The organism is Psychrobacter sp. 4Bb, from assembly GCF_002836735.1.
In the GTDB taxonomy this organism is placed as follows: Bacteria; Pseudomonadota; Gammaproteobacteria; order Pseudomonadales; family Moraxellaceae; genus Psychrobacter.
Map to the genome: position 1 here is coordinate 33495 of NZ_PJAS01000051.1, position 23884 is coordinate 57378.

20 protein-coding genes are annotated in these 23884 nt (G+C 44.3%); 9 read left to right on the forward strand and 11 right to left on the reverse strand.

All coding sequences use genetic code 11. The features are described 5' to 3' along the window. Positions 1–28 precede the first annotated feature (28 nt). Positions 29–727, forward strand: coding sequence for a VIT1/CCC1 transporter family protein (locus CXF60_RS02290; protein WP_058025429.1), 699 nt, complete (start codon positions 29–31; stop codon positions 725–727). A gap of 34 nt (positions 728–761) precedes the next feature. Here the strand turns inward: CXF60_RS02290 and CXF60_RS02295 are convergent, their stop codons facing one another. From CXF60_RS02295 to CXF60_RS02310, 4 genes are all read right to left on the reverse strand, one after another. Beyond that, entirely contained in the window at positions 762–1613 is an 852-nt protein-coding gene (locus CXF60_RS02295) for an SDR family oxidoreductase (protein WP_102090611.1), read from the reverse strand. Between the two features lie 77 nt (positions 1614–1690). Then, entirely contained in the window at positions 1691–2674 is a 984-nt protein-coding gene (locus CXF60_RS02300; RefSeq protein WP_227691737.1) for a TauD/TfdA family dioxygenase, read from the reverse strand. Between the two features lie 39 nt (positions 2675–2713). Next, entirely contained in the window at positions 2714–4339 is a 1626-nt protein-coding gene (locus tag CXF60_RS02305) for an AMP-binding protein (protein ID WP_102090612.1), read from the reverse strand. A 56-nt stretch (positions 4340–4395) separates the two neighbouring features. Then, positions 4396–5247, reverse strand: coding sequence for a thermostable hemolysin (locus CXF60_RS02310; protein WP_102090613.1), 852 nt, complete (start codon positions 5245–5247; stop codon positions 4396–4398). A 584-nt stretch (positions 5248–5831) separates the two neighbouring features. Here CXF60_RS02310 and CXF60_RS02315 point away from each other — a divergent pair. Further along, positions 5832–6479, forward strand: a complete 648-nt coding sequence (locus tag CXF60_RS02315) for a glutathione S-transferase (RefSeq protein WP_102090614.1) — start codon at positions 5832–5834, stop codon at positions 6477–6479. 115 nt (positions 6480–6594) lie between these two features. On the opposite strand, the gene CXF60_RS02320 is transcribed toward CXF60_RS02315, so the two are convergent. The 3 genes from CXF60_RS02320 to CXF60_RS02330 all read right to left on the reverse strand — a co-directional run bounded on the left by CXF60_RS02320 (position 6595) and on the right by CXF60_RS02330 (position 9253). Next, a complete protein-coding gene (locus CXF60_RS02320) occupies positions 6595–7410 on the reverse strand; it encodes an IS3 family transposase (protein ID WP_145990193.1) in 816 nt (271 codons plus the stop codon). A gap of 152 nt (positions 7411–7562) precedes the next feature. Next, entirely contained in the window at positions 7563–8171 is a 609-nt protein-coding gene (locus CXF60_RS02325) for an FMN-dependent NADH-azoreductase (RefSeq protein ID WP_157822722.1), read from the reverse strand. A gap of 17 nt (positions 8172–8188) precedes the next feature. After that, entirely contained in the window at positions 8189–9253 is a 1065-nt protein-coding gene (locus CXF60_RS02330) for a TIGR03571 family LLM class oxidoreductase (RefSeq protein WP_102090616.1), read from the reverse strand. Positions 9254–9403: 150 nt separating this feature from the next. On the opposite strand from CXF60_RS02330, the gene CXF60_RS02335 reads away from it, so the two are divergent. Then, complete coding sequence (locus CXF60_RS02335) at positions 9404–10309, forward strand: LysR family transcriptional regulator (protein WP_197707684.1); 906 nt, start codon at positions 9404–9406, stop codon at positions 10307–10309. 644 nt (positions 10310–10953) lie between these two features. Here CXF60_RS02335 and CXF60_RS02340 read toward each other — a convergent pair. The 4 genes from CXF60_RS02340 to CXF60_RS02355 form a co-directional block, all read right to left on the reverse strand. Beyond that, entirely contained in the window at positions 10954–12048 is a 1095-nt protein-coding gene (locus CXF60_RS02340; RefSeq protein ID WP_102090617.1) for an NADH:flavin oxidoreductase/NADH oxidase, read from the reverse strand. 305 nt (positions 12049–12353) lie between these two features. Then, positions 12354–13199, reverse strand: a complete 846-nt coding sequence (locus CXF60_RS02345; protein WP_102090618.1) for an IclR family transcriptional regulator — start codon at positions 13197–13199, stop codon at positions 12354–12356. 220 nt (positions 13200–13419) lie between these two features. Further along, complete coding sequence (locus CXF60_RS02350; protein ID WP_102090619.1) at positions 13420–14685, reverse strand: MFS transporter; 1266 nt, start codon at positions 14683–14685, stop codon at positions 13420–13422. Between the two features lie 128 nt (positions 14686–14813). Then, entirely contained in the window at positions 14814–15968 is a 1155-nt protein-coding gene (locus CXF60_RS02355) for an acyl-CoA dehydrogenase family protein (RefSeq protein ID WP_102090620.1), read from the reverse strand. 329 nt (positions 15969–16297) lie between these two features. Here CXF60_RS02355 and CXF60_RS02360 point away from each other — a divergent pair, with 329 nt between their 5' ends. The 6 genes from CXF60_RS02360 to CXF60_RS02385 all read left to right on the forward strand — a co-directional run bounded on the left by CXF60_RS02360 (position 16298) and on the right by CXF60_RS02385 (position 23759). Further along, complete coding sequence (locus CXF60_RS02360; RefSeq protein WP_102090621.1) at positions 16298–17074, forward strand: enoyl-CoA hydratase; 777 nt, start codon at positions 16298–16300, stop codon at positions 17072–17074. Positions 17075–17221: 147 nt separating this feature from the next. Next, on the forward strand, positions 17222–18787 hold the full coding sequence (locus tag CXF60_RS02365) for a 3-hydroxyacyl-CoA dehydrogenase (RefSeq protein WP_102090622.1): 1566 nt from the start codon (positions 17222–17224) through the stop codon (positions 18785–18787). Between the two features lie 65 nt (positions 18788–18852). Further along, a complete protein-coding gene (locus tag CXF60_RS02370) occupies positions 18853–20055 on the forward strand; it encodes a 3-oxoadipyl-CoA thiolase (protein WP_102090623.1) in 1203 nt (400 codons plus the stop codon). A 169-nt stretch (positions 20056–20224) separates the two neighbouring features. Further along, a complete protein-coding gene (locus CXF60_RS02375) occupies positions 20225–21913 on the forward strand; it encodes a fatty acid--CoA ligase (protein ID WP_102090624.1) in 1689 nt (562 codons plus the stop codon). Between the two features lie 167 nt (positions 21914–22080). Further along, positions 22081–22560 carry an acyl-CoA thioesterase gene (locus tag CXF60_RS02380; protein ID WP_102090625.1) on the forward strand — a complete coding sequence of 160 codons (480 nt, stop codon included), beginning with the start codon at positions 22081–22083 and terminating at the stop codon, positions 22558–22560. Positions 22561–22724: 164 nt separating this feature from the next. Further along, positions 22725–23759, forward strand: a complete 1035-nt coding sequence (locus tag CXF60_RS02385; protein WP_227526717.1) for a hypothetical protein — start codon at positions 22725–22727, stop codon at positions 23757–23759. Positions 23760–23884 lie beyond the last annotated feature (125 nt).

The following is a 23884-nucleotide window of genomic DNA, read 5'->3' on the forward strand; positions in this document are numbered from 1 at the left end:
ATTCGCGTCTCTACCTTTTGAGGATTTTATGCATCATTCTATTCATGACGAAGCACATTTGAGCAATCGCAATCATTGGTTGAGGGCAGCAGTGCTGGGTGCGAACGACGGGTTGATTTCGACCGCCAGTCTATTGGTTGGGGTGGCTGCTGCCAGTACAAGCAGTCAGACATTGCTGCTGACAGGTATGGCAGCGCTGACCGCAGGTGCATTATCAATGGCGGCTGGCGAGTATATCTCGGTCTCATCACAGGCGGATACCGAAAAGGCGGATCTCGATAAAGAGCGACATGAGCTGAGGCACAATGCTGAGCGTGAGCTGCTTGAGCTCACCAAAATTTATGAGGCGCGTGGACTTGAGCATGATTTGGCGCATCAAGTGGCCGTGAGCTTGACTGAGCACAATGCTCTGGAGGCGCATGCCCGTGATGAGATTGGCCTGACGGATATTAGTGAAGCAAAGCCTATTCATGCCTCAGTGGCTTCGGGACTATCATTTATAGCGGGGGCGATACTACCCATTATTGGGATATTACTGTTACCAGCGGAAACACTGGTTTGGTCATTGTCATCTTTGACGATAGTGGGCTTGATGTTACTTGGTATTATCTCTGCTCGTCTAGGCGGTGCACCTGTGATTCCGGCGACTACCAGAGTCGTGGTTTGGGGCGTGCTTGCCATGGTGGCAACCTCGTTAATTGGTCGCTTATTTGGCGTGGCGATTTAACAGCAGATTTATGCCATGACACCCTAACCGATTATTATGATTTTCTGGCATATTGTTTGATGGTGGGCAGGTCTTTGACAATGGCGTTGCCAACGATGTTGGGAAACAATCGATTGAGCCATGCAAAAAAACGTTCGGGAAACCCTAAATGCTGATGCGCTTGTTTGGTTGATATAAAGTTAATCAATGCTTTTGCGACAGTCTCAGGTAAGTCCATTTTTACTTTCAATGCCTCATTCATGGCGACAACGGCATCGTTATTCATGGTGGTCTTGGTGGCTCTGGGCGCAAAATAGCGAAACGTCACTGAGGTGTCGGCATACTCGCGGCCTAACGCTTCACTTGCACCGCGTAAGGCAAACTTGCTCGCGCCATAAGCACTAAAACCTGGGTAGCCAATACTGCCAAAGGTTGAGCCAACGCTGATAATTTGGCTCGGGCTAGGCTGCGCTATCAAGATAGGTAGCAGTCTTTTTATAAGCTGTAGTGGATACGCCACATTGACGAGCATCATCTGTTCAATTGTGTCATCATTTTGATCCGTGAGCAAAGCAAAATCATTGATACCTGCGTTGAGTATGACCGTATCAATGACGTTTCTATGGCCTTGTGTCATTTCACCCAGTCCCTCTACCAGTAGCGATTGCGATGTCTGCGAGCTTAAATCACACGTATGAGACACAAGCGGGACATCAGGATAGTCTTTGGTCAACTCATCTACCAAATGAGTCAAGGTCTGGTTGTTACGCCCGACCAAAATGACAGGCTGATTATTGGCACATAATTGCCGTGCGATCTCCTGCCCGATACCACCCGTGGCACCGATTAGCATGGTGTAATTGAGCGTAGCTTGTACTAGGTCTGATTGGCCATTAGCTGGTGTCATGATATCGCATCCTTGTTGAACATTGATTGTTAGAGCACGGACTATTGAAGCGCGGATTGTGGTGAGATGTGCTGTTGCTAATCGTTTGAGTGATTCATGCCATGCCTAGTGCCAAGCCCCATCGCAATATACAGCTTACGCTCTGTTAAAGGCACATCAATTTGTCGACGACCATGCATGATGCGTTTGTTGTCGAGTATCACCACATCGCCATTTTGCCACGCAATGTCTTGAGTGTATTTTTCACAAAGCTGAGTCAGCTCATCTAGGAGCGCATCATCAACGTGTTGACCGTTTGCTAGGGTGAACTCAGGTTTTTCATAGTTAAATGAGGGCCCAAGTAAAGTATTTGCAAAGGCCAGTTTACCGCTTACGTTGTCTTCTCGAATTGCAGGTATCTGTAATACGTACCGAACGCCGCCGTCTGTCTGAGGTTCTACGTGATGCGTTAACGTCTTGCTCGTCGTCGCAGTGATAAATGTCTCTAAATCATCCAAGCTTATTTGATCGGCGTCTGCTCTGCCGGTCGCAGTCGCCACATAATTTTGCCAAATGGCCTGAGGCAAATAGCGACTGATACGCATCGGCTGACTAAAGGTAGCTTTTAGCTCAGGTGATAGCGCTTGATACACCGCATGCCCATCACATATCGTTGTTTGTGAGCCTTTTTTGGCGCTCAATTCACTAAAAAAAGCAATGACGTCAGGCGGCATCGGCGTATTGCCATTTTCGATATGTAGTCCAATAGCATGCGTGCCTGCATCCACTTTTTGCGCTTCAGAAGTGATGTTTTGGCGGGCGGGATCGTAGGTCAAGGTTTGACAAAGTTGACTCATCAACTGGCTAAACGTCTCTACATCGTAGTGATAGCCTCGAAGTAACGTCCAACCATGGGTTTGCAACTCCATTAAAATATCAGCGGTTTTAGGCAAGGATACGCTAGCAGACGCGTGGGAGGCTGGTGCCTCAAAAGTGTCAAGTTCGATAACGTCGCTTTTTATCAAGTTGCTTTGTATCAGGTCGTTTTCTATCAAATCATTTGGCATCAGAGTGGTTTGCATAATATGGTCCTATTGTTGTACTGCTGGTAAAAGTGTCTGTTATAAGCCGAGTGCCGATTGATAAGCGGTAAAAATGTGCGCGCGTCGCAGTTTGCCGTTATCAGTTAATAATTCATTGTCCGTACTAAAAGGGTGCTCGGCGAGATGCCACTGTTGGATACGCGCATAGTCAGGCAAGGTTTGGTTAACGACATCTATCGCTTGCGCAATCGCAGATTGTGGATCATTGCTCGTTGCGACCATGTTGGGGTTGGCGACTATCACCGCAGACAAATGCGGCTCATTATCTCCGAGTACCGCGACCTGATAAATAATGGGCTGCGTTGAGAGCTGCGCTTCTACCCATTCAGGCGAGATATTACGGCCAAAACTACTGATGAGCACGTTTTTGCGTCGACCCGTGATGTATAAATAGCCGTCGTCATCTAAATGACCGATATCCCCTGTGGCAATGATGCCGTTGTCGTCTTTACTATTGTCATGGTTTAAGTAGCCTTGCATCGCATTGCCCTTAACCATTACTTCGCCACTATCTGCGATGCTGACCGAGGCGTGAGGCATAGGTTTGCCCACACTGCCTTCGCGCTTTGCTTTTGGCGTATTGAGACTGACCACCGAGCCGCATTCAGACAGACCATAGCCTTCATAGACAGGCAAGCTTAAGGCGCTGGCGTCCTTTAGTAATTGAGAAGAGACTTTGCCGCCACCGACTGCCATAAATTTTAACGACGGCACAGCAGCATTGGTGCTAGATTCGGTTGTTTCATTGGCGGCCATGTGCTCGCAAATCGCTTTTAGCATTTGCGGTAATAAAATAACGCTGGCGATATGGTATGTTTGCACCGTTGTCATCAGGCGCTTGGCATCAAAAGCTTGATTGGATAACAAACCAAATTGATCAATGTGCCCTGTCACCAAGGTGCGCCCCATATACAGACTCACGTAGACGCCTGCCACGTTTTCTAATAAAGTGGCAAAAGGCAACACGCTTAAATGACTAAAATTGCTTGTGACATTGCTCACTTCTGGCGCGTTAGTAGCGTCATCTGTCAAGGTATCAGCGAGCGCACCCGATAACGAATCGACAATACGCATCAAGGTATCTTGACCCAAACACACGCCTTTTGGCATACCCGTACTGCCTGAAGTGTAAGTCACTTTGCAAAAGTCGCTAGTGGTAGAGAAATTTTGAGCGGTGAAGGTATGGTCAGTGATGGTGCCAGCAAGTTGATAAAAACGGCCTGTGATAGGAGTCGCCTGCTCAGACTTGATGGTTTTTGTCTCTGGTGTATCAGCAATTATCCAATTATCCGTCTTGTCTATGGTTGGCAGCTGTAAACCAGCGCCAACGTATACCATCTCTATCTGCGCATCTTGTAGTAAGTGCGCAATTTGCGCGGCACTAAAAAATAAGGGGATGGGCACAACGACCGCGCCGACGGTACTCAATGCCAAATCGAGTATGATCCAATCTATATCGTTATGCGCATATAAGGCGACACGCTTGCCTTGCCATGTTTCTAATGTTTGATGAAGCGTGGATAGCGTGCGTTGTAGCTGGCCATAGGTCAGACTGGTCGTGTTATGGTCAGCTATCGTTTGTATCGCCACCTGCTTGGGAGTTTGGCGGGCATGCTGACATATCGCGGTATAAATGGGGGTCATAGTATTCTCACTGTCTTGTGGTGGTGCAGTGTTATTGGTTGGCTAATGCATGCGTATTAAACGGCTATCTTATTTAGCGTCAAACGCGTGGTAGCATTCATCTCTAACGTTTCGGTATAGCGATAATGAGGCGCGCATACCCGCTTAGCATCGGCCACATTGATAGCGACGACCAAGGGATTGTGCTGATAGTAATGGCCCCATGAGGATACTTGCTCAGGGTCTTCTAGCGCTTCTGCCGTGGCCTTGGCAATGACATGACTGCGAATGCCCATATGTGCCAATATATGCCGTACCGCATCGGTGCCAGTACACACGACCCAGTCTGCTTTGGTTTGGTATTCATGAGTCTTAGAATTCAGGGTGGGGGTGGATAAATAAAACACCAAAAATGCTATCATAAGCCGCGCGCTACCCGCACAACCTGATGCCAAATTGCCAATCTCAAAAATGCGCTGGCGACTGACTGGCTCGCCTGCCACTCTGCTGATCTCATGTTGTATCGGCGTGTTCAGATACTGCTCTAAAAATATCTTATCTTCACAGATAGGCTTTAGACCGATAGCAACGTTCGTGCCTTTAAATGTAGGCAAAGTATTATCATCAGTGGATAACCAATCGCCATAGGATGGCATATCGGCAAAACCTGAAAACAAAATGGGCATAAAGTAGCTTAATCGGGCGTGATGGATGTACTCGTATATGCGTTTGATAAATGCCTGGGCATCTTGGTTTTGGGCATAGGAAGTAGGCGATGTCGCTATTGGCATTTGCGTACTGGCACGAATATAGAGGGAGGAGGGTATGCCTTGCACTTCCAATATTGACATTGGCTTAACCGCTTCAATATAAAAGGTCGTATTTAGAACATTCTGTAAGGTATGAGTGCTATCAATAGATAATGACATCAGCTGTCTCCAAATGGTTAAAAGCTTTTAGCACGATTAACATCATGAAAGCATCATAAAGGAGCAACCTTAACTGAACCTTAAGATAGTATCGTCTTTAACAGGCGATATAGTTAGTTAGCAGTCGATATAGTTAGAAACGAGTATTTAGCCCAGTATTTAACCTCTAACATTCATGTGCAGTAATCACGGACATGATTCGCCCTAAAGCCGTAAACCGACTCAACTGCTGACTTATCATCCTCAAAAACTGCATGTATCAGTCCTTATACTATAGAAAATAGTCCAGTATAAATTCAAAAAAATGATATTTACAATAGGTGTCAATGGTTTTTAGCCAACAATAAGTTGCCATTATAATAACTTTGACTGTGATTATATTTTGAGTTTTTTGGTGTTTATTTATCAGTCAAACAAGAATTTAGGTGCTGCAAACGCCGTCAACATCGAGAGTGAAATCGGTGTGATCTCATCGCGCCTAATAATATTTACCTACTCCCTAATAAAAACCATATCAGTGTGTTTGAGCCTACTGGTTCTTATTGATATGCTATTTAGTTTTTATTCAATTGTGGAAGACAACTATGACTTCACCGCTTCACCGCTTGTATTCTTTTCGCCGCTGTCCCTATGCCATGCGTGCCCGTCTCGGCCTTTTATTTGCCGAGCAGTCTGTAGCGCTGCGGGAGGTTACGCTGAAGAATAAACCAGAGCAAATGCTAGCGATTAGCCCAAAAGGGACCGTACCCGTTTTACAGTTGGCGGATGGGACCGTCATTGAAGAAAGTGACGAGATTATGATGTGGGCACTTGCGCAGAATGACCCACACGGCTTACTTGATAAAAATACATTACCGCAAGCAAATGCCTTGATTGTACAAAATGACAATGAGTTTAAATATTGGCTAGATCGATACAAATATGCAGATCGGTATCCTGAGATGACGCAGAGCGAGTATCGACAGCGGGGCGAGGTGTTTTTGCAGGTATTGGAGACGCTATTGACAAAAAATGTCTATCTATTAGGAGACAGTGTGACCACAGCGGATATTGGTATCATGCCGTTTGTTCGTCAATTTGCGCATGTTGATCGTGAGGTGTTTTATGGTTTGCCATACCCTAAATTGCAGCAGTGGTTACAAGATTGGCTTGCGCATCCGTTATTTTTGCAAGTTATGACTAAGTTTGAACCATGGCAAGAAGGCGATGAGGTGGTGATTTTTCCTTGTTAATATCTGGTATTTGAAGTTATTTATATGATCACATGAGTGGTGAGTGGTAGGTAAAGTATAGATTTGAAAGAACGTAGGAGAATACACATTGTATACTTGTAGTGGTCAAATATTTTTAGACAGTACTTAAGAGGTTTTTGTTGAAATAAAGTCTCTTTTTCTCGCTCGGTGTTAAATACTCATTAAAGCTGTGTGGTCTTACACTTTGATAATAGCCCCAAATATAATCATTTACTGCCTGCCGAGCCTCATCAATATTGTCATAGCCGTTTTTTGGCATCCACTCTGTCTTAAAGCTTCTAAAGAACCTCTCTGTAGGTGCATTGTCCCAACAGTTGCCTCGTCGGCTCATACTATGCGACATACCATTGCACTTGGCTACGCATTTAGCATACTCTTCACTGGTATAATGACTGCCTTGATCTGGATGAAACAGCACGCCTTTAGGCTCAAGTCTTATGTGATATGCCATTTTTAGTGCAGATGTGGTCAGCTGGGTATTCGGGCTATCTGACAAGGCAAAACCAACAATACGTCGAGCATATAAATCCATAACGATGGCTAAATAACACCATCCGGCTTTGATACGAATATAAGTAACATCACCTGTCCACACTTGGTTTGGTGCAGTGGGCGCAAACTGACGGTCTAGTATGTTTCCATAAGCTTTATGGAATTCTTCACAACGCCTGTACTTATGTGATTTTATCTGTCGACTAATCAACCCCATTTGTGCCATCAGTTTAACTGCTCTGTAGCGTGTGAGTTTAATGTCATGTTGATGCGTGACGATAGCAGATACCGTCCTTGCACCAGCCGAGCCATTTGACTGCTCAAATACTTCTCTGATTAAGGCTTTGAGCCTTATAAGTTCAATGTTTATAGACCTAGATTTAGTACTGTTGTAATAGCTGCTTCTAACAACCCCAATGCGTCATAGGAGCAACTACCAAACGGTTTTTGATGACGATGCCATTATTAAGGGTAAAAGGTTGAAATAAAGGGTGGTATTTTGATTTCATAAGAAAATTCTCCTAACAGTATATTGAGTAACTTGAGCTTATGTATCAGCTATCTTAAAATTTAATTAACTTGCCATTGGTTAAAATCTTCTAGCGTGGCTTGTAAAATTGCCTCTTTATCACAAATGGCTGTGCCTTCTGCTCGAATCAAGGTGCGTTTTTTAAAGCCCATTTTTGCAAACATCATATCCAAATAACGGTAAGCAAATTCCATTTGTTGGCATTCTTTATCCAATGAGAACATCGACCCACTAATTTGTAGAAACAACACGGCTCTATTATCGGTCAATAAGGGTTCAATTTTACCTGCCTCGCTGTACTGGAAAGTCTCTCGTGGCACCAACACCATATCCATATAATCTTTGAGTCGAGCAGGGATATTGTAGTTATACATCGGATAGATAATAACGATTTTTTGATGCGCTTTAAACTGCTGTAACATCGATTGCCGAGTGTCGGCGATAGCTTGCTCCGCCACACTCAAAGCCTCCCCTGCTTTTTGTTTATAAATGACCGTTAGGGTTGCCTCATCCAAGGTAGGTAAATCCATGTCATTTAATGGCAAATAGGTTGTGCTTTCAGCAAATTGCTGTTTGATTTGTTGTAGTAACTGAGCCGAAAATGACTCAGTATGGGCATTGATTGTGGTATCAATGACAAGCGTTTTCATGGTTTTATACCCCATTTTTATTGGTTTAATTTGGCTAACACATTTTCTGCTAAGTCTTGCAACGTTTCTTTGACAGGGCGTTTGGTAGGCTTTAAATTAATGGTGACATGAGATAAGCCTTGTTCTTTCTGCTCTTGCCAAAATTCCAGCAAACTATGTGACCCGCCTCGTAGATAAATATTGCGAGATAATTGAGCAGGCTCATTCGGGTTCTCACTAAGTTCGACAAAATTGGCATAACCAAAAGGATGCCAAGCGTCATCTTGATTTAAATCCGCCAAGGTTTGCACGATATTTTTGGTATCTTTTGGGTTTACCCCATGCCAAATCCACGCATCGGCAGTATTAGCAAGCCAATCTAGTTCCTGTCTGGCACGACCAATAGCAACCATCGGTAAGCGTTGTTCAAGGATAGGGATAAAGCCAATATTGCCTGTTAAATCCCCATAATGTTGCCCTTTAAACTGCGGAAATTTTTGGGTGGTTAAGGCACGAATCATGTCCCAACTTTCTCGAAAACGCTCGGCACGATTGTCAAAGTTTTGCTGAAACACAGGGTATTCCACAGGTCTATCGCCACTCGACATCCCCAAAATAAAGCGATTATTGCTTAATACTGCCGTACTTGCTGAGGCTTTGGCGATATGAATGGGACTCCGCAAAGGTGCAACGATGCCTGCTGAACCTATCGCAATTCGTTGGGTTTTCGCAGTCAAATAGCCCATGGCAACCATGGGGTCAAATGCTTGTCCAACATCGCCAAAACTTGGGTCATAAAATGGCACATCTCGCAACCATAGTGCAGAAAATCCAAGCTGTTCTGCTAAGACAGCGGTTTCCCCAAAGTCTTCTAAGCTCGGAATCGGACTATTGGGATAGCCTTTAAACGGGGCAATCAATCCCAAGGTGAGTTTATCCGCTTGAAACACCTCACTAAATGCAGGGTGATTGGCAAGATGAGGGGGTAGTTGTTTTTGTTGCGGGGTTATATTTTCATTCGTCTGAGCGGTGTGAAATAATTGGCTATTGTCTTGTCCAAGAACAGAGAGGTTTGGTACAGCAGTTTGTGAGCTTGTGGTCATGGGAGTCACTCCGTTAAATTAAGCATTAAAAAATATAGCCCTAGTATAATGCTTTTATTTTTAATGATAATTGGGGTAAAATTAGAAACAGTTTTGCTTTTTTTGCAAAAATATGTTTATTCAAAAATACACTTAACTGCTAACAAACCCATGACCATCAATTACTTCTATGCCCTCACTATTTTTCACCATGTGGCGAATACTAATAGCTTTACTGCCACGGCAAGTCAGCTTGGGCTGGCGGTGTCGTCTGTCACTCGGCAAATTGATAACTTAGAACAATCCTTGCAAGTTAAGCTATTGAATCGCTCAACCAGACATTTGGATTTGACCCATGCAGGGATGCGTTATTTACAACAGACCGAGCCGATATTAGCTGAATTACAACAGGTAAATGAAGCGATTAAAGAGGAGCAAATTGAGCCACAAGGGCGATTGTGCCTTACTTTTCCCAGTGCCTATGGGATTGAAAAAATCGCCCCATTGCTTGCCGAATTTGCCCATTTATACCCAAAAATTGAATTGGAGCTATTTGCCAGTGATGAATTTGTAGATTTATTTAATGAGAAATATGATGTAGGGGTGCGGTTAGGGCGTGTGGAGGATGACCGCTTGGTAGCAAAATTTATTGCCTCTCAGCAACGGCTGTTATGTGCCAGTCCCGATTATCTACGATTGCATGGAACACCACAAATACCGTCACAATTAGCCGAGCATAATTGTTTGCCGTTTATGTATCAAGGCTATGCGTCAAAGTGGTATTTCCATCAAACGGGTAAAACGCAAAGTTTGCGGGTGACAGGGAATTTGATGGGTAATAATATAGAAATGCTGAAACAAGCCACGCTTGATGGACAAGGGATTAGCCATTTACCTAATTGGCTGATTGAGAAAGCGTTGCAGTCTGGGGCGTTGGTACAGGTGTTGTCTGATTGGCAAGTGACCCCGTCTTTGGCGACAGATGACGGGATTTATTTGGTGTATCCGCCCACTAGCCGTAATGTGGTAAAAATTGGCGTGTTGGTGAATTTTTTAGCACAGCGTTTGATAGGTTAAACTGTAGATGGTGATATTGTGAAAAGCAGTAGAATATTATGCATATCTAATTTAGGAAAGGCTTTCTTCATCATACTATTCTGATTTAAGTAACTGAACAAATTTAAATTATAAAAAACCGTTCGTGGTGAGCTTGTCGAACCATAACGGTTTTCCTACTCTTCAACAGGCTCAGGGTGAACGGAAAACCATATATAATTTTGTTTCATTACTTACTAGAATAATAGCTTAATACTTTTGTTTGTGCGGTGTGTAGTGGTCATATCTTCTCTCCAGTCTTGGTGATAGTATAACCTCTTATCTACTGTCCTATTTCATTATGCCACTACAATGACACCTGCTGAGTACAGGCAGGTGGCTTAATTATTCTACGATGATGTTGTGTTAAGAATGGGGTATTTACAATGAGGTAATTCCGCTTATGGAACATTTAGCAGGCCTAACAAGACCATAAGTTGACCTCCCTGCGCTACACTTCAGCCGGTAAATTATGGCAGCGTTGATATCACTACCACTTGTCAAGTTGAATACACTGATGACTATCTAACTTTTAAGCCATAATTACTTTAGTTTGAATTAAAGTGAGTTAATGCATAGACTGAAGCAAGTAATGTCTTCAGTCTATGTTCGTAGTTCGATTACACTTATTCTATCGGAGACGGCTTACCGTGCGGGCTTGAGCGCAGATATTGTTTGGGCGCTTTGACGGTTGCGCCAAGCTCGGCCGCCGCGTGCCACGGCCAGTGCGGGTCGTAAAGTATGCCGCGTGCCAATGCAACCGCGTCCGCTTGCTGCTCGGTGATGATGCTTTCTGCCTGCTCGGCCTCGGTGATTAGGCCCACGGCAATGACAGGTATATTGACCGCTTCTTTTATCGCGGCAGCAAAAGGCACTTGATAGCTCGCTTCCACAGGGATTTGCTGCTCTGGGCTCAGTCCTGCGGTGCTCACATGGATATAATCACAGCCTAACGCCTCCAATGCTTTAGCCAGCTCGATCGTTTGGGTAAGGTCCCAGCCGCCTTCGACCCAATCGGTTGCAGACACACGCACACCCACTGGCTTATTGTTTGAAAACTCAGTCCGAACCGCTGTAAACACCTCAAGTAACAAGCGCATTCTGTTCTCAAGGTTGCCGCCGTATTGATCATCACGGTTATTAGAAAGTGGCGATAAAAACTGATGTAATAGATAACCGTGCGCCCCATGAAGTTCAATCAAATCAAGGCCCAACGCATCTGCACGTTTTGCCGCATTCACAAAATCACTTACTAGCGCATCAATGTCATTTTGGTCCATGGCGGTGGGTACAGTAGAGTTTTCGTCATACGCAAGCGCTGATGGTGCCACCGTTTGCCACCCATTTACCTCATCAGGGGCAATCGAACCGCCGCCGTCCCATGGCTTTTCGGTTGACGCTTTACGTCCAGCATGGGCCAGTTGTAGGCCTATTGGCATAGGACTGTACTGTCTGATTGCTGTTAGCGTTTTATCTAGTGCAGCTTGAGTCCTGTCATCCCATAAACCTAAATCAGCATAGCTGATACGTCCTTGTGGATTGACCGCTGTTGCTTCTAAAATAAGTAGTCCTGCGCCGCTCAAACTCATTTGGCCCAAATGGATCATATGCCAATCACTTGCCGCTCCATCGTTGGCAGAGTATTGGCACATGGGTGCGATGATAATACGGTTATCTAATGTGAGTTGCCCAAGTTTCAAAGGCGAAAAAAGCTGGCTCATGGTGAATCCTCAAAAAACACGGCTAAAGGCACTGAAAATAAAATGCCAAAACGATATGAATGACTTATATGACTATCGCTTGAATAGTTGGTGGAGATGAATCGTTATTTTCATGGGGCACACTTAAGTGATGCTAGGGCGTGTCTTCAATTCACCCGATAGTCATCTAAATGGGCTAAAAATGGCTAAATCTTGCCAAACATCGTCAAATAGCTGGTTAATATCCCGATATTATCTGCGCTATTTTTCTTGTTTGACGGCAATTTATCTCATTTTTACCACCATTTTTGAAATGAAGACACGCCCTAGCTAATATATAGATTACTCTCGATCATGTTTTTCATATGCAGCAGGCGAGGGGCAATGTCTTCTTCTAGTTTGGTACGACTAAGGATAAAACTTGGTGCGCCGCAGTTAAAAGTGAGCAAGCCTTCTGTGGGGTGCATCAGCGCAATGGCTACCGCGTTGACATCCTTTTGCCATTCACTAATTGAAAAACAATAACCATAGTCCTCATAGTCTTGGAAGGCTTTATCTAATCCTCGTCTAATCTTTAACCAATCATCCTTATACTTACTACGAATCGCATTAAGAATAAACTCTTGCTCAGCAGGTGGCATACTCGCCAAACAGGCTCTCCCCATCGAACTTAAATGAATAGGCAAATAAGAGCCGACATTGCGTTGCATGGTCGTGGTCCCTTGACCTTGCACAACGTTTAGATACACCATCATCAGTCGATCACGAGTAGCCATGGCAACGGCACTATTGGCATAGTCTGCCAACTCTTCCATATAAGGAGTCGCAAGGTTATTGATAGAGATATTGGTCATCATGGTATAACCAAAACTTAGTACCCCTGTCGAGAGCTGGTACTTACTACTATTGGTCGATTGTTTTAAATATCCCAATTTGACCAACGTATAGGTCAGTCGAGTGATGGTTCCTTTAGGAAGTCCTGTCAGCTGACTTAGGTCTTGGTTGCCTAGATAAGGCCGCTGCGGGGTAAAACAACGCAGCAGCTCTAACCCTCGAGCCAACGCTGTGACAAACTGTCTGTCGTTTTTATCTCTCATCTCTGCAATGGGTTCTAACAATTCAATATGCATCTCGTTGTTAGCGTCTTCATCGGCAAGGGTATCATTAGTCATATGTCGTCTATTATCCCCAATCAAATTCATACAAGCGTTATAAAATCACAAAACTTTATTATTCATAGCATTCTGTGAGCTAATATCAGCTCACAGTTACCCACTGTCTCTTTGATTATATTATATCAATTTACTTTCACATTCTCAGCATAGCATAACGAGAAACTATTGTTTCGCTATGCGGTATGAAAGGTAGCAATAGTCGTTATAAGAGGTATGGTTAGGCTTGTTGTGGATCATATTGCTTTTCTTTAATGAACAAAGTAGGGATAAGACCACATAAGAAATATGCCCCTGCCATAAGTAATAAACCTGCGCCGATAGAGTTATGCATGGCCATATAACCAATGGCAACAGGAGCAATCACAGAGCCAAGCCGTCCAATATTAAATGCACCACCAATCGCAGTACCTCGGATAGCAGTAGGGAAACTTTCGGTTAGATAGGTGGCATTAATGGCATAGGGAATACCATATAAGAAACCAAAGGTGATCATTAACCAACCAATATTTTCTGGAGTGTGCATATACACTAGAATGGGAATAAACAATGCGGTACCCATCGTACCAAAAGCAAATACTATTTTGCGTCCGATTTTGTCAGCCATGAATCCAGCCACGACTTTGGCAAACATCATAGTCAGGTACGTTCCCGCCATATACAGTGCCATTTCTTTGAACTTGATACCCAATTCAGTTTCTAGATAAGAAGGTAGCCAGTTACTGACACCAAAATAGCCGAATAGCAAAAGTCCTGAGCTCATTGACCATAGTATAAACATGATACGGTGTTTTGGATTTTCCATTATCGCTTTGTATGGGTTCTCTGCTTTTTTGAGTGTGTCCAGTGCCCCACTCAGTTTTAATGCTCGAGCGTCTTTCCAAGACTGAGGTTCAGGGACTAAAAAGTACATTGATACTGCCAAAAGTATCGGCAAAAACGTCAGTAGATATAGTGTACGCCAGCCATAGCTAGGGATAATCCATGCCGAGATACTGGTGATGACTAGCGAGCCTAAGGTAAATCCTGTCATCAATGCTGCCAGTACGGTGGTTCGATGCTTGGTAGGTACCATCTCTGACATAAGCGTATTGGTAGCGATATAAAGACTACCCAGCCCTAAGCAGGCAATAACCCGTAGCGCGATAAACTGCTCATAGCTCTGCACCAGTCCACTAAAACCAGACAGTATAGAGAATATTCCAGTAGCAACGACGATCACCCGTACTCGGCCAAAGCGATCGCAAGCCCAGCCACCAAAAAACCCACCGATTGCCATACCAAATAACGACCAACTGCCTAGAGCGCCAGCCTGTACATTCGTCAGTGCAAACTCTAGCTTTAGGCTAGATAAGGTAAAGGCAAGAATACCGATATCAGCCCCATCACATAGTAAAACTAAAAAACAAAAAACAAAGGCCAGTTTCCAAGGTTGTTTTTGGGTGGAGCTTATACTTGGATCTGCAGTTATAGCGACACTTTTCACAATTTATATCCTTATCGTTGTGAGAATGAAAAACTAATTTGATGCGTAGTGATAAAAATAGAAGGCAACGGTATCAGCATCCTAGCAAATACCGTCGTGCATTTTGATGGATGAAAAAGTGGTAGGGATTACTCGCTGGCTTCTTTGATCATATTGCGAGCAATGATGACTTGCTGAATTTGCGTGGTACCTTCATACAAACGATATAGACGTACATCACGATAAAAACGCTCAATACCGTAGTCTGCGATATAGCCGGCACCGCCATGGATCTGTACCGCTCTATCAGCAACACGGCCACACATCTCAGTGGCAAACATTTTGGCGCATGAGGATTCAGTAACGACGTCTTTGCCTTCGTCACGCAGACGTGCCGCGTCTAGCACCATAGATTTGGCAGCATAGATTTCTGCTTTTGAATCAGCGAGCATGCCCTGGATAAGTTGAAAGCTAGCAATCGGTTGACCAAATTGCTTACGCTCGACGGCATAGTTCAGTGCATCATTCAGCATGCGAGTGGCGGCTCCAGTACTGGCTGCCGCAATATGCAAGCGCCCTTTATCAAGAACTTTCATGGCCGTTTTAAAGCCAACCCCCTCAACACCGCCGATGAGTGCATCCGCCGGTACGACGCAATTATCAAAGATCACATCACAGGTATGCGCGCCTTTTTGGCCCATTTTTTTGTCAATCTTGCCCAAAGTAATACCCGGCGTGTCGCTTTCGACAATAAATGCTGAAATACCGCCAGAGCGTTTGTTTTGTGGGTCAGTACGTGCCATGACAGTGAATACACCAGCCTGCGGGGCGTTGGTGATATAGCGCTTGGTACCATTGATGATATAAGTATCACCATCCTTAATAGCCGTCGTTTTCAATGAGGCGGCATCTGAGCCAGAGTCAGGCTCGGTCAAACAGAACGAACCGATGATTTCACCACTGGCCAACCGAGGTAGATATTTCTGCTTTTGTGCTTCAGTGCCATCAATCACTAGGCCAGATGAGCCAATACCATTATTTGTCCCTATTAATGAGCGAAACGCAGGGGAGGTGCGTCCTAACTCAAATGCCAGCGTGACTTCTTCTTCCATAGTGACACCAAGTCCGCCGTATTCTTCGGGTATGGTCAGTCCAAAAAGCCCTAATTCTCGCATTTGCTCAATGATCTCTTCTGGAAGGCGGTCATTTTCTGCAACCCAATGTTCCATAGGGATAAGTTGATCGTTAACGAAGTTACGAATGGTTTGGGTGATGTGGTCGAGGGTCTCTTTATCTCTAATCATATGAATCTTCCTTGTTTGATTGATGCCTGATATCAGTATCGGCTCTGTGACTGTATTAAATAATCTGACGTCCTTGGATAAACAGCATAATCGATGAATTATTAAATTACAATAGATTTGGTTTAAAAAACCGCATTGCGGTATTTATATAATTGAATATAGTGTTTTATTTTAAATTTATTCTAATTTATCAAATTTTTATGCTTCACAAACCAAAATAAACAGTATATATTGATATTAAATACCGCATAGCGATATTTAATATTCAAAATAAATGCTTTGTTAGGGTGTTTATACTTTATACAAGAATGAAGTTTAAGGAGTTGATCATGGAAGAGCCGCTCATTATTTGTGAGAAAAAAGGAGAGGGCGTGAGTGTTGTTAGGCTCAATCGCCCCAAAGTGCGCAATGCACTAAACAGCGTGCTACGTCAGCAAATGGCAGACCTGTTCATTCAATTAAATGATGATCCACAAACCAAAGCAATTGTCCTTACTGGAGGGGACAAGGTGTTTGCCGCTGGTGCGGATATCAATGATTTTTTAACTACCAGTACAGTGGATATGTACCTGCGTCATAGTGAACGCTATTGGGATGCCATTACTAACAGCCGAAAGCCCATTATTGCTGCCGTCAATGGTTATGCTCTGGGCGGTGGCTGTGAGTTGGCCATGCATGCTGACATCATCATCGCAGGCAAGTCTGCCAAATTTGGTCAACCCGAAATTAAGATAGGACTCATGCCAGGTGCTGGCGGGACGCAGCGTTTGTTTCGCGCGATTGGCAAACATAAGGCCATGAAGATGGTACTAACAGGCAATATGATCAGTGCTGATGAGGCGGACACAATGGGGCTGGTATCTGAAGTCGTTGAAGACGAGGCTACTATCACACGCGCCATCGAGATTGCTAAGCAGCTATCACATTACTCTCCCATTGCCCTAGCGCAAATCAAAGAAGTGGCAAATCTAGGTATTGATATGCCTTTAGAAGGTGCGTTGGCTCTAGAGCGTAAGGCTTTCCAGATTTTGTTCAATACTCACGACCAAAAAGAAGGCGCTAAAGCCTTCCTAGAAAAGCGTCCTGCAGAATATAAAGGGCATTAATCCCTAGCCGCGTCAATTCATCAGCATGTGAATTCATAAGCACGTTAATTCATAAGCATGTGAATTCAGAGCCACATTGTGATCGCTTTTGAAGCAAGTTATCACCTTTGAACCGAAATTTCATAGCAAATCATGTAGAGAGTTATTATGACTGTGAACACAATTGCCATTATAGGCACTGGTATTATGGGCATGGGTATTGCTCAAACTGCTGCTCAAGCTGGTATCCAAGTACTGTTATATGACGCCAAATCAGGCGCTGCTGAACAAGGACGACAATCCTTGCAAAGTACCCTCGAAAAACTTACTGCTAAAGGCAAGTTTACCGATGAGCAGCTACAGGATATTTTAAGTAATTTGACGGTACTACAAGAGCTTAGCCAAATTGCGACTGCTGAGATAGTGGTTGAAGCCATTATCGAAAATCTAGACATCAAAAAACAGCTTTTTGCCCAGTTAGAAGGTGTGGTCACCGCCGATACTATTTTGGCGACCAATACCTCTTCCTTATCAGTGACCGCAATTGCTGCTGACTGTGACCACCCAGAAAGAGTGGCAGGATTTCACTTCTTTAATCCAGTCCCTTTGATGAAAATTGTAGAGGTCATTCCAGGTCTGTCTACTCAGCAATCAGTGATTGACGTGCTCTCCGATTTGGCCACACGAATGGGTCATCTGGGCGTGGTGGCAAAAGATACACCGGGTTTCATCGTCAACCATGGTGGTAGAGCGTACGGTACAGAAGCGTTAAAAATATTGGGTGAAGGGGTAACAACGTTTGAGAGTATTGACCGAATTTTGCGTGAAGGGGCAGGGTTTCGCATGGGGCCGTTTGAGCTGTTAGACCTCACTGGTATCGATGTATCGCACCCCGTGATGGAGTCTATTTACAACCAGTTCTATCACGAAGCGCGTTATCGCCCGCATCCACTGACCCGTCAAATGCTAGTAGGTAAAAAGCTTGGTCGTAAGGTTGGTGAAGGGTTTTATCACTATAAAGACGGTCAGAAGCTGTCAGCGACTACTGCTCAAAGTCAGTCGTCCGAAGCGCTTATATCTGATGCCATTATTACCTCAGTTTGGGTTGGTGCTGATCTGGTAGAAGACCAAAATCAGCTGGTCGATTACCTAAAGTCTCAGGGTATCACTATCGACGACAACTACAAGCCAAACCCTGATAGTTTGGTGCTGCTCGCACCCTATGGCGAAGATACGACTAATGCTGCGATTCGTTATCAGGTCGATCCCAAGCAAGCCGTTGCCATTGATATGCTCACTGGACTAGCAAAGCATCGTACTTTGATGCCAAGTCTCGTCACGCAGGAAACATTTGTCGCACAAGCTTATGCGTTATTCAGTAAAGGCTTGGCTGCCAGTGAGGCAATCACACAGTCTATGGTCGGTGCCACGCTAATTACCGAAAGCGTGGGCTTTGTGGCACAACGTGTGGTCGCTATGGTGATTAACCTTGGTTGTGACATTGCTATGCAAGGGATTGCTTCACCTGAAGACATCGATAATGCTGTCAAGCTTGGGCTAGGTTATCCGCATGGTCCTATCTCTTGGGGCGATCATCTTGGCGCTTCGCGTGTATTGCTTATTTTAGAGCGCATCTACGGGCTGACAGGTGACCCACGTTATCGTCCAAGCCCTTGGCTGCAACGCCGCGCCAAGCTTGATGTGTCATTGTTCACTCAGCAAACCATTTATTAGTACAAACAACAAAATATCGTTATAAAACCATTATTCAGAGTTAAAAAATACGACAAGGAAACGTTATGTTAGATGCCTATATTTATGATGGATTAAGAAGTCCTTTTGGTCGATATGTTGGCGCATTAGCACCCGTACGCGCTGACGATTTGGTTGCTACCGTGATGAAAGCGTTGGTCGAAAAGCACCAATTATCTGCTGATATCTTTGATGAAGTGTTGCTAGGCAGTGCCAACCAAGCAGGCGAGGACTCTCGTAACATCGCGCGTAACGCGGCTTTGTTAGCAGGGTTGGATGTAACAACTCCAGGTCAGACAGTAAACCGTCTATGTGCGTCAGGTCTGTCTACTGTTGTCGATGCTGCTCGCAGTATTACGTGCAACGAAGGGGATATTATTTTAGCAGGGGGGGTCGAGTCGATGACGCGTGCGCCGTTTGTATTTGCCAAGACAGAACAGCTTTTCAGCCGTGACTTTAAAGTCTTTGACACGACCATCGGTAGCCGTTTTCCCAACCCAAAGATTATTGAGCAGTTCGGTAGCGATACTATGCCGCAGACGGGTGACAACGTTGCTCATAAATATGGTATTACGCGCGAAGAAGCGGATAAGTTTGCCGCCGCATCGCAAGCCAAGTACCAAGCCGCCAAGCAAGCAGGGTTTTTTGACGATGAGATAACACCTATTACTGTCTTCCAAGGTAAGAAATTGCCTGCAAAAGTAGTCATAGATGATGAGCATCCGCGTGCCAGCTCCAACATTGAGGCATTACAAAAGCTCAAACCGTTAAACAAAGATGGAATCGTCACCGCAGGTAATGCGTCTGGCATCAATGATGGTGCTGCCGTGCTAATCATCGGCTCAAAGCAAGCAGAGAAAAAGCTAGGCTTTAAACCGATTGCCAAGATCTTATCATCAGGTGCAATGGGTGTTGAACCCAATATCATGGGTGTGGGTCCTGTTGAAGCAATTAAGCTAGCACTAAAGCGTGCGGATCTGACCCTCGAGGACATGTCTGTCATTGAGATTAATGAAGCTTTTGCTTCTCAAGTGCTTGGCTGCCTTAAAGGGTTAGATATTGATTTTGATGATAAGCGTGTCAATCCCAATGGTGGCGCCATCGCTGTCGGCCATCCGCTTGGCGCATCAGGTGCAAGAATCGCCTTGAGTACTGCTCGAGAGCTACAGCGCACAGGTGGCAAATATGCCGTGGTTAGCTTATGTATTGGTATTGGGCAAGGGCTTGCTATGGTGATAGAACGCGTCTAAGACTCAAAAGCATGCTCGCCCCATTACTGGTTATAGTTGATTCAGTTTAGAAGAGAGATAAGGCAACCGAGCGCAGATTTAACTGTGATACTTCAAGATAGGTTAACGCTGTCACTCTTTTATAGAGAATTGACTATATCAAGGACAATTTATTATCAAGGAAGATACCATGACAACCATACTCAACGAACACGATAATTACCATCAAGCCGAAGAAGCGTATGGGTTTCCGTTAATTATTAAACAGTTACTAAACCGCGCCAAGATTGCTTCCACCAACCAAACCATTAGCTATGCCGACAAAGTCACTTATACCTATGCTGAGTTTTTTAAACGTATTAATCGCTTGGCTAATGTATTAAAAAATATGGGCTTGCAGGCAGGTGATGTGGTCGCGCTCATGGATTGGGACAGTCATCGTTACCTTGAAGCATACTTTGCAGTACCAATGTCGGGCATGATTTTGCAAACCGTTAATGTGCGTCTGTCTGAAGAAAAAGTGCTATATACCGTCAACCATGCTGCGCCAAAAGCCTTATTGTTGAATGCTGAATTTGCGCCGATGATTAAAGACTATCGTGACGATGCGCCTTCTATCGAGCATGTAATGTGGGCCGATGATGCAGAGGATGACAAAGTAGGTGGTGAGAAAGCTGAGCTGCCTGACTATGTCGATGGCGAATATGAGGCGCTCTTAGCAGCTGCTAGTGACGAGTTTGACTTCCTAGACTTTGATGAAAACACTATTGCTACAACATTCTATACCAGTGGCACGACAGGTGATCCGAAAGGAGTTTTCTTTACTCATCGTCAGATCGTACTACAGACGATGGCAAGCACACTGGCATCAGCGCTCAATGCCGAAGGTCAAGGCGCGCGCTACAACGATGTATATATGCCGATGACGCCTTTGTTTCATGTACATGCGTGGTGCTGGCCGTATGGCGCAACCATGATAGGGCTCAAGCAAGTATATCCCGGGAGATATCTGGCACCAAAACTGGTCGATTTGATTGAGCAGCACAAAGTCACGCTGTCACATGGTGTCCCAGCAATATTGCAAATGCTCCTCAAAGAAATGGCAGAGCGTGGCCGAAAATTCGAAGATCTTAAACTGTTACTAGGTGGCTCAAAGCTTAACGAAGGCTTGGCCAAAGCGGCAATCGAATGTGGCATAGAGTTTATGTCAGGGTTTGGTATGTCAGAGTCTTGCCCTGTACTGTCTCGAGCAGTATTCGATGACAAAACAGAGTCAATGACGCTAGAGGATAACCTTAACTATCGTTGTCTATCAGGTTCACCCATTATGTTAGTGTCGATGGAAATTTGGGATGAAAATGGTAAACCACAACCCATGGATGGCAAATCTACAGGCGAGCTTGTGATACGCGCGCCGTGGTTGACCCAAAGTTATTTTAAAAATCCTGACGCAGGTAATGAGTTATGGAAAGGCGGCTGGATGCATACTCAAGATATCGCCTGTATGACCGCTGATGGTACGCTAAGCATCACAGACAGGCTCAAAGATGTCATTAAATCTGGCGGCGAATGGGTGTCCTCGCTTGAGGTCGAAACGATTTTGTCCTTTCATCCTAGCGTCGCTGATATCGCGGTGATTGGTGTGCCAGATGAGCGTTGGGGCGAGCGTCCCTTGGCATTGATCGTGCTAAAACCAGACCATGTCGATACAAAAATGGAAGATATTTTGGCATTGGGTCATCAAGCAGTAGAGAGAGGTCATCTGCCAAAGTATGGCGTACCAAGTGAAGTGAGGTTTTTGCCAGACATGCCAAAAACCAGCGTCGGTAAACTCGATAAAAAACGCATGCGTTCGATGTACTCAGAAAACCTCATCTAGTCAAATAATCCGGTCACTATCAAATCGACTGTGACAAAAGTGCAAACTTGCATAAGCCCTAGTGTTTGAATAAATGCTAGGGATGGGGGAGGTGTGTGAGTCACGAGCACCCTGAGTCACACTCATTATCTCTATAACAAAACCTGTCTAATAAAAAGAGAAAAGCTATGGAAGCTGCGCCTACGTTCCCAGAAATACAAGAGATTGTCACAAGCGATGACAATCACCCATTGCATGACTTTACCGTTATCTATCCTCAGCAAGTGGAATGGGGTGATATGGACTCCTTTGGTCATGTCAATAATGTGGTTTATTACGAATATGCTCAAAATGCTCGTATCTACTACAACAGGCGGCTTGGTTTATTTAACGAACAGACGTCTTCGGTGATGGCTGCCTCGTCATGTCGATACCTCAAATCGGTTGCTTACCCTGATGAATTATGGATTGGCGTCAAGGTCAAAAAAATAGGTAATTCAAGTCTGATTCATGAATATACCTATTACAGTACGGTGCAGAAAGCAGTCGTTGCAATCGGTGAGTCGGTGTTGGTATATCTCGATAAATTGAGTGGGCAAAAAAAGCCTATCAATGAGTCGCAAAAAGACGCGATTGCTGCTTTGGAAAGTATTAATCAAGAAGCCTAAAACCTAATATATCGGTCAAATTATGATTGGGTTTTTAATTAGAAAGTACTTATTAAGTAGAAGTTAATTTTCATCTAAAAGGATTATTTATTTTTATGGATTAAAGAAAGCGTAGTAGCAATTGGGATTGATAAGGATATCAACATAAAACAGGGAATAGATGAATGATGCTTTATATAAAAAGGCTATCTGTAGGTTTTGCTACGGTTGTAACATGCGTATCTGCACAAGCAATCGATCTTGTGACAACAGATGACACGACTTTGAGTATCGGTGGTTACATCAAAGCAGAAGGTGCTTTTAACTCTCCTGATGAAGGCGAGTCGGAATTTAAGGGTAATTTACGCCAGTCTCGTATTAATGTTAAAACAACCAAGTCGGTAGATGATAAAAAACTCACGGGGTTTATCGAAGGTGATTTTTATGGCGATTACGCCAAGGGCGGCTCAAATCTGCGCTTACGCCATGCCTATGTTCAGGTTGATGATTTGACAGTGGGTAAGACTTGGAACGGTCAGTTTTTGGCAGTGGCACCTCTGTCTACGGAGCAGCTTGACTTCTGGGGTACTGGTTTGGGCACGGCCTCTGGTGGTGGTTCTTATATTCGTCCAGATTTGACGTTGCACTATACTTATAAGGGGCTACGTTTTACGGCGCAAGACCCTGTTTATGATAATGCGAGCCTGCCTGATATGGTGGTAAGCTACAAAGATAAGATATCTAACTTTGACTATAACGTGGCTGTCACGGCTCGTGATGCTGAGAACGGAGATGGTTCAGATGTGGGTATCGGTGTTTCTTTAGCGGGCAAGCTGACATTGGGTAAAGATTCACTCCATGCCAGTATATACAATGGTAAAGGCATGGGTGCTTATTCTGCCATCTGTGTTGGAGGACCGCTAGTTATGAATGGCGGCGTAGACTGTGATGCCGAGGATGGGAAGCTTATCTCGCAAACTGGCTATAGCGTAGGATATAAGCATCAATTTACCCAAAAGCTGCGTGGCAACTTGCGCTATGGTGAGGTAAATGTAGACGATGCGGCAGATACTTCTGCTAATGTAAAAAGCGCAAACCTTATCTATGAGTATCTACCAGATCTAGATTTGGGTATTGAGTGGAGAAATCAGGACGTAACGACATTTCCATGGATGCCAGCAGGTCAGCAAATTGAAATAATGGCAAAATATGATTTTTGAGTTGAATAAGTAAGAGGTAGGAAGTCGCAGACTTTTATTAAGATGAGGCTTTATTCGTGCATAATAGAGGTAAAGCTTTTTCTATAAAATCGCTAATAATGCTAAAGTAGCAATCAAAAGTTCAA